Source organism: Neorhizobium tomejilense, assembly GCF_964254135.1.
Lineage (GTDB): Bacteria > Pseudomonadota > Alphaproteobacteria > Rhizobiales > Rhizobiaceae > Neorhizobium > Neorhizobium tomejilense.
Genome location: NZ_CAXUSO020000001.1, coordinates 37418 through 57039 on the forward strand (window position 1 = coordinate 37418; position 19622 = coordinate 57039).

The window sequence follows — 19622 nt, forward strand, 5'->3', positions numbered from 1 at the left end:
CATGACAGACCTTTCCAAGACCCTGGAGGAGCTGTGTGCCGAGAAAGGCATGCGAATGACGGATCAACGCCGCGTGATCGCGCGTATCCTGCAGGAGTCCGTTGACCATCCGGATGTCGAGGAACTCTATCGCCGGTCCTCCAAGGTCGATCCGCGTATCTCGATCTCGACGGTCTACCGCACGGTAAAATTGTTCGAGGACGAAGGGATCATCGAACGTCACGATTTCCGCGACGGCCGCTCGCGTTACGAGACCGTGCCCGAGGAACATCACGACCATATGATCGATCTCAATACCGGCAATGTCATCGAGTTCCGCTCGGCCGAAATCGAGGCTCTGCAGGAACGCATTGCCCGGGAGCATGGATTCCGTCTCGTCGGCCACCGGCTGGAGCTCTACGGCATCCCGCTGGACAAGGACGATAAGTGATTACTTGGGCGCGGATCGGCTTCGTTTTCGTTGCTCTTTTCGCAGTTACGCTGGTCCTGTTGCCGTTTCAGCTCCTCGGCCTCGCCTTCGACCTCAAGATCCGCCGCTATATCCCGCGCTACTGGCATAAGACTGCCTGTTTTCTGCTTGGCATCCGCATTCATGTCCACGGAACGCTGGATCGCCACCGGCCGCTGATGCTTGCCTGCAATCATGCGTCGTGGAAGGATATTCTGGTGCTCGGCGCAATCGCCGACGTGGTCTTCATTGCCAAGATGCAAGTGTCGGAGTGGCCGGTCTTCGGCACGCTCGCCAAGCTGCAGAAAAGCATCTTCGTCGCCCGCGAGCAGAAGCGCCGCACCGGCGATCAGGTGAACGAGATCGCCGAGCGCATGGCAGCCGGCGAGATCGTCGTGCTTTTTCCCGAGGGCACCACTTCCGACGGCAATCGCCTTCTGGAGGTCAAGTCGTCATTGTTCGGCGCTGCCGCCGCCGCGGTGCAGCGCACGCCGGAAGGTGTCGTGCATGTCCAGCCGGTGGCGATTGCCTATACCCGCATCCACGGCATGGCCATGGGCCGTTACCATCGGCCGATCGCGGCCTGGCCGGGTGATATCGAACTCGTGCCGCATCTGCTCGGCGTCCTGAAGGAAGGCGCGCTCGACGTGGACGTCGCCTTCGGGGAAACGGTCGATTTCCGCGCCGGCGACAACCGCAAGCACCTGAGCATGGCCGTGACGAGCCGGCTTCGGCGCATGCTGATCCGCCATCTGCGGGGCCGTGACTACGAAGCGCTCTAGGAAACGCTTCATTTCCGGGTCTTCTTGCGGTATGGAGCGAGCCATGAACGAACACGTCTCTCTTTCCGTGGCCGCCGACGAGCCGGCCCAGCGCCCGAATTCCCGCAAGGTCTTCATCAAGACCTACGGCTGCCAGATGAATGTCTATGATTCAGGCCGCATGAGCGATGCGCTGGCGGGCGAAGGCTACGTGCCGACCGAAGAGATGGGCGAAGCCGACCTCATCCTTCTCAACACCTGTCACATCCGCGAGAAGGCCGCCGACAAGGTCTATTCGGCGCTCGGGCGTCTTCGCGACATGAAGAAGGCACGCGCTGCCGAAGGTCGGGAGCTAATGATCGGCGTTGCCGGCTGCGTCGCCCAGGCCGAAGGCGAGGAAATCATCCGCCGTGCGCCAGCCGTCGACGTGGTGATCGGCCCGCAGACCTACCACCGCCTGCCGGAAGCGCTGAGACGCGCCCGCGGTGGCAAGCCTGTCGTCGACACCGAATATGCGGTCGAGGACAAGTTCGAGCACCTGCCGGCAACCGAGAAGGCGAAGATCCGCGCCCGCGGCGTCACCGCCTTCCTCACCGTTCAGGAAGGCTGCGACAAGTTCTGCACCTTCTGCGTCGTGCCCTACACCCGCGGTTCGGAAGTTTCTCGTCCCGTCCAGCAGATCGTCGACGAAGCTTGGCGGCTCGTCGATGGCGGTGTGCGCGAGATCACGCTGCTCGGCCAGAACGTCAATGCCTGGCGTGCGGAAGGCCCCAAAGGCGGCGAATGGAGCCTCGGCGACCTGCTTTATCGCCTGGCGGAAATCCCGGGCCTCGCGCGTCTGCGCTACACGACCAGCCACCCGCGCGACATGGATGACCGGCTGATCGAGGCCCATCGCGACCTGCGCACCCTGATGCCCTACCTGCATCTGCCGGTCCAGGCCGGTTCGGACCGTATCCTGAAAGCCATGAACCGCCGCCACACGGGTGCAGAATATCTGCGCCTGATCGAGCGCATCCGCGATGCCCGACCGGATATCGCCATCGCCGGAGATTTCATCGTCGGGTTCCCCGGCGAGACGGATAAGGATTTCGAAGATACGCTGCGCCTCGTCGAGGACGTGAACTACGCCCAAGCCTATTCCTTCAAATATTCGACCCGTCCCGGCACGCCCGGCGCCGACCTCGGCGATCAGGTGCCGGAAGAGGTGAAGGCGGAGCGGTTGGAAAGATTGCAGGCCCTGCTCTTGAAACAGCAGGCCGAATTCGCCAAATCCTGCGTTGGAAAAGTCATCGACCTGTTGCTGGAAAAGCCCGGTCGCATGCCAGGACAGATAATCGGACGTTCTCCCTGGCTTCAATCTGTGAATGTTGATGCAAAAACATCGCAAATCGGTGACATTATCCAGGTACGAATCAGTGGAACCGGCCCGAACAGCTTGTTTGCCGACCCGGCAGAGAGTTTAATAGGAGCCTGAGCTAACATCGAGGAGCTTGCCCTACTTGAACGGACGTGAATTGGTTTCTTCATCCGCGCGCCAGCCCCGCACCGCCGCTACCGACGCCAATCACTTTGTCCTGACGTTCGAGAACAATAGGTTCGCCAGCGAGCTTTTCGGGCAATTCGATCAGAATCTCAAACTTCTCGAAGAGCGGCTTCATATCGATGCCAGGGCACGCGGCAATTCGGTGGCCATCTCCGGCGATCTGACGGCGACCAACCAGGCGCGCCGGGCGCTGGATTTCCTCTACGAACGCATCCAGAAGGGCGGCTCGGTCGAGACCTCCGACGTCGACGGTGCGATCCGCATGGCGCAGGCGGCCGACGACCAGCTGCAGCTGCCGACGCTGGAGAAAAAAGCTAAGCTCTCCATGAGCCAGATTTCCACCAAGAAAAAGACGGTCGTCGCGCGCACCCCCACCCAGGACGCCTATATGCGGGCGCTGGAACGGTCGGAGCTTGTCTTCGGCGTCGGCCCGGCCGGTACCGGCAAGACCTATCTCGCCGTCGCTCATGCCGCCCAGCTTCTGGAGCGCGGGGCTGTCGATCGCATCATCCTGTCGCGTCCAGCCGTCGAAGCCGGCGAGCGCCTGGGCTTTCTGCCCGGCGACATGAAGGACAAGGTCGATCCCTATCTGCGGCCGCTCTATGACGCCCTCTACGACATGATGCCGGGCGACAAGGTGGAGCGGGCGATCACCGCCGGCGTCATCGAAATCGCGCCGCTCGCTTTCATGCGCGGCCGCACGCTCGCAAACGCTGCCGTCATCCTCGACGAGGCGCAGAACACTACGTCGATGCAGATGAAGATGTTCCTGACCCGTCTCGGCGAAAATGCCCGGATGATCATCACCGGGGACCCGAGCCAGGTCGATTTGCCGCGCGGCGTGAAATCCGGCCTCGTGGAAGCGCTGCAGATCCTGAAGGGCGTCGAGGGCATTTCGGTGATCCGCTTCAAGGATACCGACGTGGTCCGCCATCCGCTGGTCGGCCGCATCGTCCGGGCCTATGATGCGCAATATGCCGTCCACGAGGAGAGCGAGGAAGTCGACCGGTAACGGTCGGCTCCAAACCTTATGCCCCAACTCGATATACAGATCAGCATTGAAGACGAGGGCTGGCCCGAAGAGCCGGCCCTTTTGGCCTTAAGCGAAAAAACGCTTGGCGCGGCGGCGGAATTCCTGGCGAAGGAAGAGAAGCAACCTTTTCCGAAAGTCGCCCCCGAACTGTCGCTGGTCTTTACCGATGACGCGGCGATCAAGGAAATCAACGCCGAATGGCGCGGCAAGGACAAGCCGACCAACGTGCTGTCTTTCCCGGCTTTTCCGCTCGAACCAGGCAAGATGCCGGGCCCGATGCTCGGCGATATCGTCATCGCTCGCGAGACAGTCGAGCGGGAAGCGGTTGATCTCGATAAAAGTTTCGAGGATCATCTGACCCATCTGCTCGTCCACGGTTTCCTGCATCTGTTCGGCTACGACCATCTGCAGACGGACGAAGCGGAAAGAATGGAAGCGTTGGAGACTCGCATTTTGGCCGCTCTTGGCCTATCTGACCCCTATGCGGGGCAAGACCCGATAGTATAGTCTGGACCAATGAACGACTTTTCGACAAACCCGACCCGTGAGGGCAAGGACGCCGACTCGAGTTCCTCGGAAGAGGGCAGTAGTCCGTCTCGAGCGGAAGCCCAAAAACACCAAAGCTCTTTCTGGTCGCGCGCCGTGAGGCTACTCAGGCCGTCGCAGGGCGAGAAGCTCCGCGAGGACCTCGCCGATGCGCTGATGACCGACACCAATATCAGCAATGCCTTCTCGCCCGAGGAACGGGCGATGCTGCACAATATTCTTCGGTTCCGTGAAATCCGCGTCGAAGACATCATGGTGCCGCGCGCCGATATCGAGGCGGTCGATATGACCATGACGATCGGCGAGCTGATGATCCATTTCGAGGAAACCGGTCGCTCGCGCATGCCGGTCTACAACGACACGCTCGACGACCCGCGCGGCATGGTCCATATCCGCGACCTCCTCTCCTATCTGGCCAAGCAGGCGCGCAACAAGCGCCGCACCAGCGCGCGCGCCGCACCCGCACAGCCGATGCCGCTTGCCACCGACAAGCCGGAAAAGGCGGAAAAGACCGTCCGCACCCCGCGGCCTGCCTTCGATCTCGGCCGCGTCGATCTCGAGCAGACGGTTGCCGAAGCCGGGCTGATCCGCAAGATTCTGTTCGTGCCGCCCTCGATGCTCGCCTCCGACCTCATGCAGAGCATGCAGGCCGCCCGCACCCAGCTGGCGCTCGTCATCGACGAATATGGCGGAACAGACGGTCTCGTCACCCATGAGGATATCGTCGAAATGGTGATCGGCGATGTCGAGGACGAACATGACAATGACGAGGTCATGTTCTCCCGCACCAGTGAGGACGTCTTTGTCGCTGATGCGCGTATCGAACTGGAGGAGATCGCCAAGGCGATCGGTTCCGATTTCGACATTCGCGACCGCCTCGAAGACGTCGATACGCTGGGCGGCCTGATCTTCTCCGCGCTTGGCCGTATTCCGGTGCGCGGCGAAGTGGTGCAGGCGGTGCCCGGTTTCGAATTCCATATCCTGGAGGCCGATCCTCGCCGCATCAAGCGCGTCCGGATCCTGCGCAAGCGGACGCTCGCGCGCCGCCGTCAGAAAGGGGAGGGCGAAATGCTGCTCACCGATCAGACGCCGACAACTGCCCTGCTGCCGGCGCCATCCGCTCAGGATGCCGACCGGCGCAATCACCAGGCTGAATGATCCCTGAGGTCTCCGCCTCTTTGATCTCACGACAAGCCCGCCATTTTTTGAAAGACTGCAGCCGCTGATTCGGGGGCGGAAGGGAACATAGATGGAGCGGCTGGCGGGCAGGATCATGCTTCTCTGGGGCTTCCCGCGCGTCGTCGTCGCTTTTCTCGCAGGAGCGATCGGCGCGCTCGCCTTGCCGCCCTTCGGCTTCTTCGCAGCACTTTTCATCTCCTTCACGCTGCTCGTCTGGCTGATGGACGGTTCCACCGGCAATCCGGATGGGGGACGGTTCGCGCGGTTCCGGTCGGCCTTCTGGATCGGCTGGGTCTTCGGTTTCGGCTATTTCGTCGCCGGCCTCTGGTGGCTCGGCAACGCGCTTCTGGTGGAAGCGGATGAATTTGCCTGGGCGCTGCCGCTCGCGGTTCTTGGTCTGCCTGCCTATCTCGCGCTATTTTACGGTCTTGCGACGGCGATCGCCCGCATCTTCTGGTCGGATGGTTTCGGGCGGATGGCCTCGCTCGCCTTCGGATTCGGTCTTGCCGAATGGCTTCGCGGCTTCGTCGCCACCGGCTTTCCCTGGAATGCGGTCGGATATGGCGCGATGCCCATGCCCCTGATGATGCAGTCCGCAGCCGTGCTCGGCATTTTCGGCGTGACGGTTCTTGCCGTCTTCGTGTTTTCGGCACCCGCCCTGATCGGCACCAGAAAGGGCATGCGGACCGGACTGACGCTCGCCATCCTGCTGTTTGCCGCCCATCTGGGTTATGGCGCCTACCGTCTGCAGATTGCCGACGCCGCGCCGGCGCCTGCCGCCGACAATCAGCCGGTCGTCCGCATCGTTCAGCCGGTCATCGACCAGGCGCGAAAACTGGACGATGCCGAACGGGCGGCGATCTTCGAGGAACATCTGGCGTTGTCGGCTTTGCCGCCTGAGAACGGTGGCAGGCGGCCGGACATCATCGTCTGGCCCGAAACCTCGGTGCCCTTCATTCTGACCCAGAATCCGGATGCGCTGACCCGCATCGCCGAGGTACTGCAGGATGGCCAGGTTCTGATTACCGGCGCGGTCCGTTCGGAAGATGCAGACGCGGGCTTCGCGCCGCGTTTTTACAACTCCATCTATGTGATCGACAGCCAAGGCCAGATCGTTTCGGCCTCCGACAAGCTGCATCTCGTCCCCTTCGGGGAATATGTTCCCTATGAGGATCTCCTGCGCAATCTCGGCATCCCCGATGCCATCGCCATGCCGGGTGGCTTCAGTGCCGCGCCGGTGCGGGCCATGCTGACCCTGCCGGGGGGCAGGACCTTCTATCCGCTGATCTGCTACGAGGCGATCTTCCCGGACGAGATCGGGCCGGACGTGGAGCGGGTGAGCGCGCTTCTGAATGTTACCAATGACGGCTGGTTCGGAGCGACGCCGGGGCCGTATCAGCACTTCCAGCAGGCTCGAATCCGCGCCGTCGAAAACGGCCTGCCGTTGATTCGCGGAGCAAATACCGGCATTTCAGCAGTTGTTGACCCCTTCGGGAGGCTGATCCGGGGTTTGGACTATAATCAAAAAGGCGTGATGGACGCAACCTTGAGCAGTATTTCAATCCCGCATTGGGATGTGATTGCTCGGGAACAGCACTTCTGGTTGGTTCTTGTCACGATGTTGTTGATTGCAGCCATCTCGCGCGCTGGTTTTAATTTCCGGACGAATTGACCAAAAACCCCTAAAATTGCATAGTGGTCACAGCCTTTCGTCTCGCCATATGCTTCAAACGTTGAGCCTGTTGTGACCAGCCGCACGAAGTGTATCTCCACACGCAGACCGGGTTGTGAGGATTGAACAACAAACGTGTCAGGACATCGTTATGATTGAAAACAAAAAGAAGCCGAACCCGATCGATATTCACGTCGGGAGCCGAATTCGCCTTCGCCGGACCATGCTCGGAATGAGCCAGGAAAAGCTCGGTGAAAGCCTTGGCATTACGTTCCAGCAGATTCAGAAATACGAAAAAGGCACGAACCGCGTCGGCGCGAGCCGTCTGCAGAACATCTCCAGCATTCTCAACGTGCCGGTCTCCTTCTTCTTCGAAGATGCGCCGGGCGATCAGGGCGGTCAGGGCGGCATGGCGGAAGCCTCAAGCTCCAACTACGTGGTCGATTTCCTCTCCTCCTCCGAAGGCCTGCAACTGAACCGGGCCTTCGTGAAGATTTCGGACCCGAAAGTTCGCCGGCGTGTGGTAGATCTCGTAAAGGCCCTGGCAGCGGATGCCGAGGTCGAATAAGGCTCATTGATATCTACACAGAAGCGGCCTCCGGGCCGCTTTTTTGTTGCCCGCACCGGAGCATCGAGGTGTTGCGGGAATGTCAGACTTGTAGACATAAAGATATATTTATGTCGTTGTACGCTTGTGTTTGTCGATGGAAATCACTAACACAGGTGCGTTCGTTTCTTTGAGGGGAATCCCGTAATGCGCGCAAGTTATCTGTTCACCAGCGAGTCCGTTGCCGAGGGCCATCCGGACAAGGTTTGTGATCGTATCTCCGATGAAATTGTAGATCTTGTGTACCGCGAGGCGGCCAAGACCGGCGTCGATCCCTGGACCGTGCGCATTGCCTGCGAAACGCTGGCAACCACGAACCGTGTCGTCATTGCCGGTGAAGTCCGCCTGCCGCCGAGCCTGATGAAGAAGGACAAGGACGGCAAGGACGTCATCAATCCCTCGAAGTTCAAGTCGGCCGCCCGCAAGGCGATCCGCGACATCGGTTACGAGCAGGACGGCTTCCACTGGAAGACGGCCAAGATCGACGTGCTGCTGCATTCCCAGTCTGCTGACATCGCGCAGGGCGTTGACAGCGCTGCCGACAAGCAGGGCGATGAAGGTGCCGGCGACCAGGGCATCATGTTCGGTTACGCCTGCAAGGAAACGCCGGATCTCATGCCGGCGCCGATCTATTATTCCCACAGGATCCTGCAGCTTCTCGCAATCGCCCGCAAGAAGGGCGAGGGTGATGCCGGCAAGCTTGGCCCGGACGCCAAGAGCCAGGTGACCGTGCGTTACGAGAACGGCAAGCCGGCCGCGGTCGACTCGATCGTTCTTTCCACCCAGCACCTCGACGAGAGCTGGGACTCCAAGAAGGTTCGCGAGGTCGTCGAACCCTACATCCGCGAAGCGCTCGGCGACCTGCCGATCGCCAAGGATTGCAAGTGGTACATCAACCCGACAGGCAAGTTCGTCATCGGCGGCCCGGATGGTGACGCGGGCCTTACCGGCCGCAAGATCATCGTGGACACCTACGGTGGCGCGGCTCCCCACGGCGGCGGCGCATTTTCCGGCAAGGACACGACCAAGGTCGACCGTTCGGCCGCTTACGCTGCTCGCTATCTGGCCAAGAACGTCGTCGCCGCTGGCATTGCTGACCGCTGCACCATCCAGATTTCCTACGCAATCGGCATCGCCCAGCCGCTGTCGATCTATGTCGACCTGCACGGCACCGGCAAGGGCGTGACGGAAGACCAGGTGGAAGCCGCCATCCGCAAGGTCATGGACCTGTCGCCGACCGGCATCCGCCGCCATCTCGACCTCAACAAGCCGATCTATGCGAAGACTTCCGCTTACGGCCACTTCGGCCGCAAGGCCGGCCGCGACGGCTCCTTCTCCTGGGAGAAGACCGATCTGGCGAAGCCGCTCAAGGATGCGCTGAAGGAAGAGACCCTCAAGGCCGCCTGATCGGCCTTTACGGATAGCTCCATAAAACTGTAAAGCGGGTGCCTCCTGACGGAGACGCCCGCTTTTATCATGAGAGACCAGCCTATGACCGAACCGCAGCACCCGAGCCGCAGCACCGAAGCCTTCTTCGGGCGCCGCAAGGGCAAGCAGCTCCGCGAACGCCAGGCGGAGGGGATGGCGACATTGCTGCCTGCGCTGAAGCTCGATCTTCAGGCGCCAGCGCCGGCGGTGCTTTCGGAGATATTTCCGATACCGGTCGAGGAACTGCGGTTGGAAATCGGTTTCGGCGGCGGCGAGCACCTGGTCCACCGCGCGCAGGAGAACTTGAAAACCGGCTTTATCGGCGTCGAGCCCTTCGTCAATTCCATGGCGAAGCTTCTGTCGCGCGTCGACGAACTGGGGCTCAAGAATATCCGGGTCTATGACGACGACGCCACGCAGGTTCTGGACTGGCTGCCGGATGCATCGCTCGATCGCATCGACCTGCTCTATCCGGACCCGTGGCCCAAGCGGAAACATTGGAAAAGGCGGTTTGTGTCTGCGGTCAATCTCGACCGCTTCCACCGCGTGCTGAAGCCGGGCGGTCTGTTCCTGTTCGCATCCGACATCGACACCTATGTCAACTGGACGCTGATCCATTGCCGCGACCATGGCGGTTTCCAATGGCAGGCGGAGCAATCTTCCGACTGGCTGACGCCCTTCGCCGGCTGGCCAGGTACGCGATACGAGAACAAGGCCCGCCGAGAAGGTCGTTCCTCGGCCTATCTGACGTTCAGGAAAGCCTGAAAGGTCAGTGCAGGCTGACGGTCTTCAGGTCGTCTTCAGCAGCCTTGAAGAAGGTGCTGGAGCGATTGTCGGTTAGGAGAATCGGCGTGCCATCTGCGCCGAACAGGGCCCAAAGATCGAGACTGGGATCGATATCCGGGGCTTCAGGGAAGCAGCGGGAAACTTCTTCCGACCGCATCTTGCGAATGTATCCGACCTCTCCAGCGCCCAGATGAGCAAGTTCGGACTGCGTCAAACGCGTATTCGCTTCTTTCAGGAGCATTCCAGCCTCCAGCATTGAGGGGCAACGGCATTAGCGCCATTGACCTACTCTGAGACGGAAATGTTAATTTTTCGCACCATGCGTGCGGGCTCGGGGCGGATAAGGTCGACCGACAGCAAACCGTTCTTGAGCGAGGCGCCGGAAACCTGCATTCCATCGGCCAGCACGAACATACGCTGGAACTGCCGGGCAGCAATGCCGCGGTAAAGATAGTCGCGCTCACCCTGCTCCGTCTGGCGTCCGCGGATGACGAGGTGGTTTTCTTCCGTCGTCACCTCGAGCTCGGCCTCGGAAAAACCCGCCACGGCCAGCGTGATTCGCAGCCTCTCAGGGGCACCGGAAGCGTCAGCGTGGATGCGTTCGATATTATAGGGAGGATAACCGTCGTTCGCCTTCGCAAGGCGTTCGAGTGTCTTTTCCATGGCGTCGAAGCCCAGAAGCAGGGGGCTCGCAAACGGCGTCATTCGGCTCATCGGACAGTCCTTGCAACAAGCGACTATGTTGGCGCCCGCCGGGCGGCCCGCCAACTCGTTCGTTATATGGGAGGTTACGGCGGCGACCGCAAGGATGAGCGCCGGGCTGATGGACACGGCTGCCCCATGCCGCTCATGCGGCACTTGACAGAATGTCAGGTTGTGGACCACTACCCCCGGAAAAAGGAGCATTCATGCAGCGCAGGAAGATTATCATCGATACCGACCCGGGTCAGGACGATGCCGCGGCGATCATGCTTGCCTTTGCGAGTCCCGACGAGATCGAGGTGCTTGGGCTCTGCGCGGTCGCCGGAAACGTGCCGCTTTCCTACACCAGCCGCAACCTCCGGATCGTCTGCGAACTCTGTGGCAGGCCGGATGCGCCGGTTTACGAGGGGGCGCAGAAGCCGACCATGCGCCCGCAGGTCACCGCCGAGCACGTGCACGGCAGGACCGGCCTCGACGGTATCGAATTGCCCGAACCGACCATGCCGGTGAAAGATGTCCATGCGGTCGACTTCATCATCGACACGTTGCGCACCGAGCCTGCCGGAACGGTAACGCTCTGCACGCTCGGGCCGCTCACCAATATCGCGCTCGCTCTGGAGAAAGCGCCGGACATCGCGGGGCGCGCGAAGGAATTGGTGATGATGGGCGGCGGCTTTTTCGAGGGCGGCAACATCACGCCGGCGGCCGAATTCAACATCTATGTCGATCCCGAAGCGGCAAAGACCGTGTTCGCCTCGGGGATGCCGATCGTCATGATGCCGCTCGACGTCACCCACCAATTGCTGACGACCAAAGCCCGTGTCGAAAAGATCGCCGCGCTCGGCACCCATCCGGCGGAGGTCCTGGTCGCGTGGCTCGCCTTCTTCGAGCGCTTCGACATCGAAAAATACGGCTCCGATGGCGGGCCGCTGCATGATCCCACGGTCATCGCCTACCTCATCAGGCCCGAACTCTTTTCCGGGCGCGACTGCAATGTCGAGATCGAGACGCAATCGGACCTGACGGTCGGCATGACGGTGGTTGACTGGTGGCACGTCTCCGGCCGCAAGCCGAATGCCAAGGTGATGCGCCACGTCGATGCCGACGGCTTTTTTGAATTGCTGACGGAGCGGGTCGCCCGGCTCTGAGGCGGAATAAGCGGGCAAAGAAAAAGCCGCCGGTTGTACGGCGGCTTTTATGCTTTCAGCTTTAGGTGCGATCAGAATTCCTGCCAGTCGTCCGATGCGACGGCGGCCGAACCGTGGGAGATCGCAGCCTTTGGCGCTGGCTTGGCGCGTGGGGCCGGTGCGGGCGGGGTCGGCCGCGTTGCCCGCATGGTCTGCGCGACCTGGCGCAGCGCCTGAGGCGCGCTCTGGGCATGGCCTGTCGCATGCGTCGAAACGCGGAACCGGGCGACCAGCGACTTCAGCGTTTCCGCTTCCGTGCTCAGTACCGTGCTCGCGGCGGTGGTCTCTTCCACCATCGCGGCATTCTGCTGGGTCACCTGGTCCATCTGGTTGACCGCCGAATTGACCTCCTTGAGGCCGACGGCCTGTTCGCTTGCCGACGCGGAGATCTGGCGGATCAACCCGTTGATCTGCATCACCTGCACGGCAATCTTCTGCAGCGTGTCGCCGGCCTTGCCGACCAGTTCCACCCCATCGCTGACCTGGCTGGTCGATGCGTTGATGAGCGCCTTGATCTCCTTGGCGGCGGTGGCGGAACGCTGGGCGAGTTCCCGGACTTCCTGCGCGACGACGGCAAACCCCTTGCCGGCCTCGCCGGCGCGGGCAGCTTCGACGCCGGCATTGAGCGCAAGCAGGTTGGTCTGGAAGGCAATCTCGTCGATGACGCCGATGATGCGGGAGATTTCCTGCGACGATTGGGCAATGCCGTGCATCGAGGCGACGGCCTTCTGCACCACTTCGCCGGATTTTTCCGCATCGTCGCAGGCGAGGTTGACCGTGGCGGCCGCGGAGCTGGCGTTTTCGGCGCTCGAATTCACCTGCGCGGTGAGCTCGTTGAGCGCGGCGGCGGTCTCCTCCAGGCTTGCCGCCTGCTGCTCCGTCCGGCGCGACAGGTCCTGAGCGCTGGTGGTGATTTCGCGGCTGCCATTGCCGATATTGTAGACGGTGGAGCTGACCGTCGCGATCGTCTCCTCAAGACTTTCCAGCGCCTTGTTGAAATCGACCTTCAGCTTGGCTATTCGCCCGGGAAGTCGTCCTGGATGCGATAGCCGAGATTGCCGTTGGAGAGCTCCGCCAGGCCATTGGCGAGCGAGGTGACGACGCGCTGCTGCTGCTGTGCGTTCGCTTCGCGCTCGCCTTCGGAGCGGTGGCGCTCGTTTTCCGCCGCATGGCGCTGGGCCTCCGCTTCCGTTTCAAGCCGGCGGCCGTCCGCCAGCGTGTGGCGGAAGCCTTCGAGCGCTCCGGCCAGCGATCCGATTTCATCGGTGCGATCCTGGCCTTCGACCGGCTGTTCGAAGCGGCCCTTGCTCAAGGTGTCGACGCTGCCGAGCAGCGCGCCTAGAGGCCGCCGCACGAAGACGGTGCTGCCGAAATAGAGGGTCGCGATGCAGGCCCCCATGATGACGATCCCGCCGAGCACCATCATCAGCGTCTGGTCCTGAACCGGCGCGGCAATCACGCTCTGCGGCACGTCCAGGACGATCGCCCAGGTGGCGTTGAGGTCCGGAACCGTGAACGGATAAACGACGCGTTCAAAGGGTTCCGCCGCATCGGCGGTCAGGTTGTCGAGCTGGATCGGCTGGTTCGACTTCAGCGCGGCCAGCAGCTCGCTCGTTTTTTCGCCTTCGACCGGCTTCATCAGCTTGTCGGGATTGACAGGCACGATCCATTTGCCGCCTTGGGACACCAGGAGAACCCGGCCGGAACCGAACGGCCGCATCGCCTGGAGTTTCTTTGTCAGGGTCGCCATCGACACGTCGAGGCCGGCAACGCCGAGGAGCTTGGAGCCGGACATGACGGGATAGGCGACAGAGCTCATGGCGACAGCATCACCCGTCGTGCTTTCGATATAGGGCTGGGTGAGCGAGCCTTTCTTCGAGGTTGCCGCGAGCGAATACCATTCCGCCTGGGTGTCGATGTCGAAGACGCTATAAGCGATATCGCCGGTGCGGCTCTTGGTCCAGTAAGGAGCAAGCTCCCCCTTCTTGTTGGCGCCCATCTCCTTGTTGCCGACGAGCTCGGCGTTCTTCCCGTCGAATACGCCCGGAACTTCGGCGAACCAGCTGCCATAGGCAAAAGCATTCTGCTCCAGGTTGGCCTTGAGAGCGTCGGTGACGCCCTTGCGGTCGAGATAACCCGCGGCATGGCCGCGGCCGATCACGCCCGCCATCGAGCGTGCCGCGCCGGCAAGCTGGCCCATGTCGACGGCGACCTCATTGGCGATCGAGCGCGCCTCGGCCTGCGCCTGCGCCATGGTCAGCGTCGATACGCGGTTGCGGGTTTGGGAAATCAGGAAGAAGTTGGAGAGAACCAGAACGCCTGCGATCACCAGGCTCGTTACCAGTATGAGCTTCGTGGAGAGCGACTTGACCTTGAGCGAAAACATCAATTGCCTCGGAGTGCGGACAGGGTGAGGCTCCTTCATGGAGCGGCCGCGAGGCGGATCGAATCTCGTCCCCGCAGAGATATGACCGCGACCCTAAAAGCGATATGTTAACGTTGACTAAAATTGCAAATGCTTGCTCTGCCGCAACGGCGAAAGTAGGGGGAAATACTCGATCGAAGCAGCTCAGACCCTGGCGTCGACCGCCTCGGCGGGCGGGATCGACGGCTGGGCGCCGCGGCTGAGGCAGGCGAGCGAACCGGCCACCGCGGCGCGGCGGAGCGCTTTCGCAAAATCGAGCCCCTGCTCGAGGCTGGCGGCCAGATAACCGCAAAACGTGTCGCCGGCGCCGACCGTATCGACCGGTTCGATCTTCAATCCCTCGGCCGTGACAATCTCTCCGTCGCGGATCGCGACCACGCCGTCGCCGCCGAGCGTGACGACATATGTCTGGCCGGTTTCCGCATGCAGCTTTTTCAACATCTCCTGGCGCGCCGCAGCGTTGGGGATCGGGCTTCCGGCCAGTAGTTCGAATTCCGTTTCATTGGCGACGACGATATCCGCGAGCCGGGCAAGCCGGGCCGCATCGCCGGTCAGCGGCGCCGTGTTGATCACCGTCAGCACGCTTTTGGCACGCGCCGCGTTGAGCGCCGTCTCTACCGTCTCGGCCGGGATTTCGAGCTGCAGCATCAGGATATCGCCGGTCTTCATGGCTTCGACCGCCGCCTCGGCCTGCGCCGCGCTCACCGTACCGTTGGCGCCGGCCACCACCGCAATCATGTTTTCGCCCGTGCCCCCCACCAGGATCAGAGCCGTGCCGGTTGGATCGGTTACGCGCGCGACCGCTGAGAGGTCGACCTTGGCGTCATCGAGAAGTGCCAGCGCCGGCACAGCAAAACCATCTTCCCCAACGGCTCCGACCATATGCACGGCGCTTCCGGCACGGCGTGCGGCGAGCGCCTGGTTGGCGCCCTTGCCACCGGCAGCCGTCGCAAAGCTCGATCCCGCAACCGTCTCCCCTGGCTGGGGCAGGCGCTCGGTCGTGGCGATGAGATCCATGTTGATGGAGCCGAGGACGGTGATCATGGCGGGCCTGCGTGCTTGATTTGAAGTCGCGCGACACTGCCCGAGAGGATCACTCCTCGTCAACCACCCGCAGTTTGAGAAGACCGGTGCGGCTTTCGACCACTTTCGCCTGTGGCAGGTCGCGGGCTGCCCCGGCCTCCGCCGGAGCCTCCAGTTCGAGAGCCTCGATCTTGGCGCCGCGGCGGTTGAGCTTGTCGGTGGAGGTGAGGATCTGTTCGACATCCTTCTGCGCCGCGAAGAAATGTGTCTGCAGTTTGCGGGTGCGGTCGTCGAGGCGGGAAAGATCCTCGATCAGCAGTGCCACTTCACCCTGGATGAGATGTGCCTGCTCGCGCATCCGCTGGTCCTTCAGCACGGCCTGGATGACCTGGATGGACAGCATCAGCAGCGAGGGCGAGACAATGACGATGCGGGAACGTTGCGCCTTCTGCACAGCGCTTTCGAAATGCTCGTGGATCTCCGCGAAGATCGATTCCGATGGCACGAAGAGGAAAGCCATTTCCTGCGTTTCGCCCGGTATCAGGTACTTTTCCGAGACATCGCGGATGTGAACCTCGAGGTCGCGCTTGAAGGCCTGGGCGGCGGCCCTTCTCGCTTCGGGTGCCGCAGCCTCGCGAAATGCGTTCCAGGCTTCGAGCGGAAATTTGGCATCGATCACCAAGGGCGGCGCGCCGTTCGGCATCCTGATCGTGCAGTCGGGCCTGGTGCCGTTCGAAAGCGTGGTCTGGAAGCCGTAGGCCCCCATCGGCAATCCGTCGGCAATGATCGCTTCCATTCGGCCCTGGCCGAAGGCGCCGCGTGTCTGCTTGTTCGACAGGATCGCCTGCAGGCCGACGACGTCCTTTGCCAGCGTTTGGATATTGTTCTGGGCAGCGTCGATCACCGCCAGCCGTTCCTGCAGTCGCTGCAGGTTCTCGTGCGTCGACTTGGTCTGTTCGGTGATACTAGCGCCGATCCGGTGGGTCATGCCGTCGAGCCGCTGGCTGACCGACTGGTTCAGTTCTGATTGCCGTGTCGAAAGCGTCTCCGCCATTGCCGACAACCGACCCTGCATCTCGCTTTGCGCTCTCAGAAGTTCGGAAAGCCGGGCCTCGCCTTCCATCACCCGCAATGTCGCATCTTCCTGCCGCTGAAGGGATGCCCGGCGCGTCAGAAACAGCCATAACAGCAGCAATGCCGCTCCACACATCACCGCCACGACGGCAGCGCGCGGGTCGTCGAAGAAACGGGAAAGGCTCGCAACAAGGTTATCCATGGCGGGAAACTAACAGAATTTTGCCACTTGAAAAGATCAAAACGTGAACATTCCACTTCCTCCGGCCGTAATTTCTATTTCTTCGGAAAAAAAGATGGGTTATGGGAAGCCATGACGATCAAGCTTCTGATTATTCTGCCTGACCCGATCCTGCGTCAGGTTTCCAAGCCGATAGAGCGTGTTGACGCCGAGCTTCTGAGGCTCGCCGACGACATGCTGGAGACCATGTACGACGCGCCGGGCATCGGCCTTGCAGCGATCCAGATCGGCGTGCCACGCCGCCTGCTGGTCGTCGACATTGCGCGCGAGGGCGAGGAAAAGCAGCCGCAAGTCTTCATCAATCCGGAGATCGTCAAATCCTCCGACGACATCTCCGTATATGAAGAAGGCTGCCTTTCCATTCCGGAATATTATGCGGAGGTCGAACGGCCGGCGACCGTCAGCGTCAAGCATCTCGGCCGCGACGGCAAGGAATATGTGGTGGAGGCCGATGGCCTGCTCGCCACCTGCCTCCAGCATGAGATCGATCACCTGAATGGCGTGCTTTTCATCGACCATATTTCTCGCCTGAAGCGCGAGATGGTGATCAAGAAATTCACCAAGGCTGCCAAGTCCAAGGCGGTCTGAACCGTCGCTCAGGCGATCCGAGTTAAGAAGGCGCGGTCTCTTGAGACGCGGAACGTCCATGTCTCTTCGCATCATCTTCATGGGAACCCCGGAATTTTCCGTGCCGACGCTGCAGAGCCTCAAGCACGCGGGGCACGAGATCGTCGCAGTCTATACCCAGCCGCCGCGCCCGGGTGGCCGCCGCGGGCTCGATCTGGTGAAGTCGCCGGTCCATCAGGCCGCCGAACTGCTGGGCATCCCCGTTTTTACGCCGGTGAATTTCAAGGATCCGGAAGAGCGCGAAAAATTCCGCGGGCTCAAGGCGGATGTTGCCGTCGTCGTCGCCTACGGCCTGCTGCTGCCGGAAGCGATCCTGACGGGCACACAACTCGGTTGTTACAACGGCCACGCTTCGCTCCTGCCACGCTGGCGCGGTGCCGCACCGATCCAGCGGGCGATCATGGCGGGTGACAAGAAGACCGGCATGATGGTCATGCAGATGGAAAAGGGCCTCGATACCGGCCCCGTTGCGCTGACGAGGGAAGTGGAAATCGGCGAGAACATGACGGCAGGCGAACTGCACGACAAGCTGATGCTGGTTGGTGCCCGAGCCATGGTCGAGGCGATGGAAAAACTCGAAGCCAACGACTTGCCGCTGACGCCGCAATCGCCGGAAGGCGTGCTTTATGCCGCCAAGATCGACAAGGGCGAGACGCGCATCGATTTTTCGAAACCCGCAGCGGATGTGCATAACCACATCCGCGGTCTGTCGCCTTTCCCGGGCGCATGGTTCGAGGCGGAGATCAACGGCAAGCTGGAGCGTGTGAAGGTTCTTCTGTCGGAAATCGGCGAGGGGCAGGGCGAGCCCGGAACGGTTCTTGACGACGCACTGACCCTTGCCTGCGGCGCGGGTGCAGTGCGGCTCCTCAAGTTGCAGAAGGCCGGGGGCAAGCCCCTGGCCGCGGCGGAGTTCCTGCGCGGTACGCCGCTAGGGCCTGGCACGAGGCTCTCCTGATGCCGCGATTCCGCATGATCGTCGAATATGACGGCACGCCTTATGTCGGCTGGCAGAAGCAGAAGAACGGCCATTCGGTACAGTCGGCGCTTGAAACCGCCATCCTGTCCTTGACCAAGGAGAGCGTGGTGGTCAAGGGCGCCGGCCGCACCGATTCCGGCGTTCATGCACGCGGGCAGGTGGTGCATGTCGATCTGTCGCGGTTGTGGCAGCCACACCGGCTGCGCGACGCGCTGAACGCCTATCTGGGCATGGCCAGGGAGAAAGTCGCCATCATCGGCGTGCAGGTCGTCGATGATACGTTCGACGCCCGCTTTTCGGCTGTCCGGCGATATTATCTCTACCGCATCATTTCACGCGCCGGCCCGCTGGCGCTGGATGCGAAGCGCGCCTGGTGGGTCACCAAGGATCTGGATCATGAGGTCATGCATGCCGCCGCCCAGACGCTGGTCGGAAAGCACGATTTCACGACCTTTCGTTCGGTTCATTGCCAGGCGAAAAGTCCCGTTCGCACGCTGGACATGCTGGATGTCACGCGCAACGGCGACCTGATCGAAATCCGCGCGACGGCGCAGAGTTTCCTGCACAATCAGATACGCTCGCTCGCAGGCACGCTGAAACTGGCCGGGGAAGGCCGCATGACGCCGGCGGATGTCCGCGCAGCACTGGACGCCCGGGACCGCAAGGCCTGCGGGCCGGTGGCGCCGCCCGAGGGACTTTATTTCATGCGCGTCGACTATCCAGGCGATCCCGTAGAGCCCTGAAGCGCTGGCTTCATCAGAGCGGATAGATTCCGAGGAAACGCTGCAGGGCTTCGGTCAGCAGCATGCTCGGCACGATCAGCACCAGCACCAGCGTGGTGATCATCAGCGGCTGCGGCCCGCAGATCATCCGCATCACCCGCGATACAGCGACGATCATGACGATCAGCAGTGCGAAATGGACAAGCGCCAGGACAGTATCGAGGCTGGATGGCAACAGAAAGCGCAGGCTCAGCAGGCCATAGAGATAGGCGAAGGGAACCGAGAGCCAGTTGACGCTGACGACGACCGCCGGAAACTTTCGGGCAATGCCGAGAAGCGAGCAGAGTACGCCGGCAAGGATCAGCGGCACCAGCCAGTTGAAGATTTCCAGCATCGCCATGCGAACGAAGAAAATCCCGCCGATCCGCGCGCCGGGCGGCATGCCTTCGAGCAGATAGTCGCGCCACCACAGCCAGGAGATGAACGCTCCCGGCAGGCACCAGACGAACGCCCAGAACGAGCGCATCATGCCGCGATCGGAAATGTCGAGCAGGCGGAAACCCTGCGCATCGCCGCGGATCAGCAGCCAAATACCGCTCAGATAAAGTCTGACTTCAGGATAGGAGGGCAAGGTTGCCT

General features: G+C 61.8%; 19 protein-coding genes and 1 pseudogene. 14 read left to right on the top strand and 6 right to left on the bottom strand.

Features of this window, described 5'->3' with window-relative positions; all coding sequences use genetic code 11:
* Position 1: 1 nt before the first annotated feature.
* The 10 genes from ACSQ3G_RS00195 to trmB all read left to right on the top strand — a co-directional run bounded on the left by ACSQ3G_RS00195 (position 2) and on the right by trmB (position 9985).
* The gene (locus ACSQ3G_RS00195) at positions 2 to 430 is read left to right on the top strand and encodes a Fur family transcriptional regulator (RefSeq protein WP_046603134.1); all 429 of its coding nucleotides are present in this window, start codon (positions 2 to 4) and stop codon (positions 428 to 430) included.
* Positions 427 to 1230, top strand: a complete 804-nt coding sequence (gene olsA / locus ACSQ3G_RS00200) for a lyso-ornithine lipid O-acyltransferase (protein WP_436108640.1) — start codon at positions 427 to 429, stop codon at positions 1228 to 1230. Before ACSQ3G_RS00195 ends, olsA begins: the two co-directional genes overlap by 4 nt.
* A gap of 43 nt (positions 1231 to 1273) precedes the next feature.
* The gene (gene miaB, locus ACSQ3G_RS00205; RefSeq protein ID WP_436108641.1) at positions 1274 to 2686 is read left to right on the top strand and encodes a tRNA (N6-isopentenyl adenosine(37)-C2)-methylthiotransferase MiaB; all 1413 of its coding nucleotides are present in this window, start codon (positions 1274 to 1276) and stop codon (positions 2684 to 2686) included.
* A gap of 25 nt (positions 2687 to 2711) precedes the next feature.
* The gene (locus tag ACSQ3G_RS00210) at positions 2712 to 3767 is read left to right on the top strand and encodes a PhoH family protein (protein WP_038539202.1); all 1056 of its coding nucleotides are present in this window, start codon (positions 2712 to 2714) and stop codon (positions 3765 to 3767) included.
* Between the two features lie 18 nt (positions 3768 to 3785).
* A complete protein-coding gene (gene ybeY, locus ACSQ3G_RS00215; RefSeq protein WP_436108642.1) occupies positions 3786 to 4295 on the top strand; it encodes an rRNA maturation RNase YbeY in 510 nt (169 codons plus the stop codon).
* Between the two features lie 9 nt (positions 4296 to 4304).
* Positions 4305 to 5492: a hemolysin family protein gene (locus ACSQ3G_RS00220; protein ID WP_436108643.1), complete on the top strand. Its 1188-nt coding sequence runs from the start codon at positions 4305 to 4307 to the stop codon at positions 5490 to 5492.
* 91 nt (positions 5493 to 5583) lie between these two features.
* Positions 5584 to 7185 (top strand): apolipoprotein N-acyltransferase, encoded by a 1602-nt coding sequence (gene lnt, locus ACSQ3G_RS00225; protein WP_436108644.1) that lies wholly within the window; start codon positions 5584 to 5586, stop codon positions 7183 to 7185.
* 151 nt (positions 7186 to 7336) lie between these two features.
* Positions 7337 to 7753 (top strand): helix-turn-helix domain-containing protein, encoded by a 417-nt coding sequence (locus ACSQ3G_RS00230; RefSeq protein ID WP_037079404.1) that lies wholly within the window; start codon positions 7337 to 7339, stop codon positions 7751 to 7753.
* Positions 7754 to 7939: 186 nt separating this feature from the next.
* Positions 7940 to 9199 carry a methionine adenosyltransferase gene (gene metK / locus ACSQ3G_RS00235; protein WP_436108645.1) on the top strand — a complete coding sequence of 420 codons (1260 nt, stop codon included), beginning with the start codon at positions 7940 to 7942 and terminating at the stop codon, positions 9197 to 9199.
* 84 nt (positions 9200 to 9283) lie between these two features.
* A complete protein-coding gene (gene trmB / locus ACSQ3G_RS00240) occupies positions 9284 to 9985 on the top strand; it encodes a tRNA (guanosine(46)-N7)-methyltransferase TrmB (protein WP_105438614.1) in 702 nt (233 codons plus the stop codon).
* A 4-nt stretch (positions 9986 to 9989) separates the two neighbouring features.
* Here trmB and ACSQ3G_RS00245 read toward each other — a convergent pair whose 3' ends face one another.
* Both ACSQ3G_RS00245 and ACSQ3G_RS00250 read right to left on the bottom strand, forming a co-directional pair.
* Complete coding sequence (locus tag ACSQ3G_RS00245; protein ID WP_046630469.1) at positions 9990 to 10247, bottom strand: BQ00720 family protein; 258 nt, start codon at positions 10245 to 10247, stop codon at positions 9990 to 9992.
* 44 nt (positions 10248 to 10291) lie between these two features.
* Positions 10292 to 10720, bottom strand: coding sequence for an Hsp20 family protein (locus tag ACSQ3G_RS00250; protein WP_436108646.1), 429 nt, complete (start codon positions 10718 to 10720; stop codon positions 10292 to 10294).
* Positions 10721 to 10914: 194 nt separating this feature from the next.
* Here ACSQ3G_RS00250 and ACSQ3G_RS00255 point away from each other — a divergent pair, with 194 nt between their 5' ends.
* Complete coding sequence (locus tag ACSQ3G_RS00255; protein ID WP_436108647.1) at positions 10915 to 11856, top strand: nucleoside hydrolase; 942 nt, start codon at positions 10915 to 10917, stop codon at positions 11854 to 11856.
* Positions 11857 to 11927: 71 nt separating this feature from the next.
* Here the strand turns inward: ACSQ3G_RS00255 and ACSQ3G_RS00260 are convergent.
* From ACSQ3G_RS00260 to ACSQ3G_RS00270, 3 genes and pseudogenes are all read right to left on the bottom strand, one after another.
* Positions 11928 to 14281: pseudogene (locus ACSQ3G_RS00260) on the bottom strand (methyl-accepting chemotaxis protein).
* Between the two features lie 183 nt (positions 14282 to 14464).
* Positions 14465 to 15364 carry a ribokinase gene (locus ACSQ3G_RS00265; RefSeq protein ID WP_436108648.1) on the bottom strand — a complete coding sequence of 300 codons (900 nt, stop codon included), beginning with the start codon at positions 15362 to 15364 and terminating at the stop codon, positions 14465 to 14467.
* A gap of 49 nt (positions 15365 to 15413) precedes the next feature.
* Positions 15414 to 16619: a DNA recombination protein RmuC gene (locus tag ACSQ3G_RS00270; protein ID WP_436108649.1), complete on the bottom strand. Its 1206-nt coding sequence runs from the start codon at positions 16617 to 16619 to the stop codon at positions 15414 to 15416.
* Between the two features lie 111 nt (positions 16620 to 16730).
* Here ACSQ3G_RS00270 and def point away from each other — a divergent pair, with 111 nt between their 5' ends.
* From def to truA, 3 genes are read left to right on the top strand one after another with little or no spacing between them, the layout of a single operon-like run.
* Positions 16731 to 17246 carry a peptide deformylase gene (gene def / locus ACSQ3G_RS00275; protein ID WP_436108650.1) on the top strand — a complete coding sequence of 172 codons (516 nt, stop codon included), beginning with the start codon at positions 16731 to 16733 and terminating at the stop codon, positions 17244 to 17246.
* Positions 17247 to 17304: 58 nt separating this feature from the next.
* On the top strand, positions 17305 to 18240 hold the full coding sequence (gene fmt / locus ACSQ3G_RS00280; RefSeq protein WP_436108651.1) for a methionyl-tRNA formyltransferase: 936 nt from the start codon (positions 17305 to 17307) through the stop codon (positions 18238 to 18240).
* A complete protein-coding gene (gene truA / locus ACSQ3G_RS00285; RefSeq protein WP_436108652.1) occupies positions 18240 to 19004 on the top strand; it encodes a tRNA pseudouridine(38-40) synthase TruA in 765 nt (254 codons plus the stop codon). The genes fmt and truA overlap by 1 nt, the downstream gene beginning before the upstream one ends.
* A gap of 13 nt (positions 19005 to 19017) precedes the next feature.
* Here the strand turns inward: truA and ACSQ3G_RS00290 are convergent, their stop codons facing one another.
* Positions 19018 to 19614, bottom strand: a complete 597-nt coding sequence (locus ACSQ3G_RS00290) for a hypothetical protein (protein ID WP_436108653.1) — start codon at positions 19612 to 19614, stop codon at positions 19018 to 19020.
* Positions 19615 to 19622: the final 8 nt, after the last annotated feature.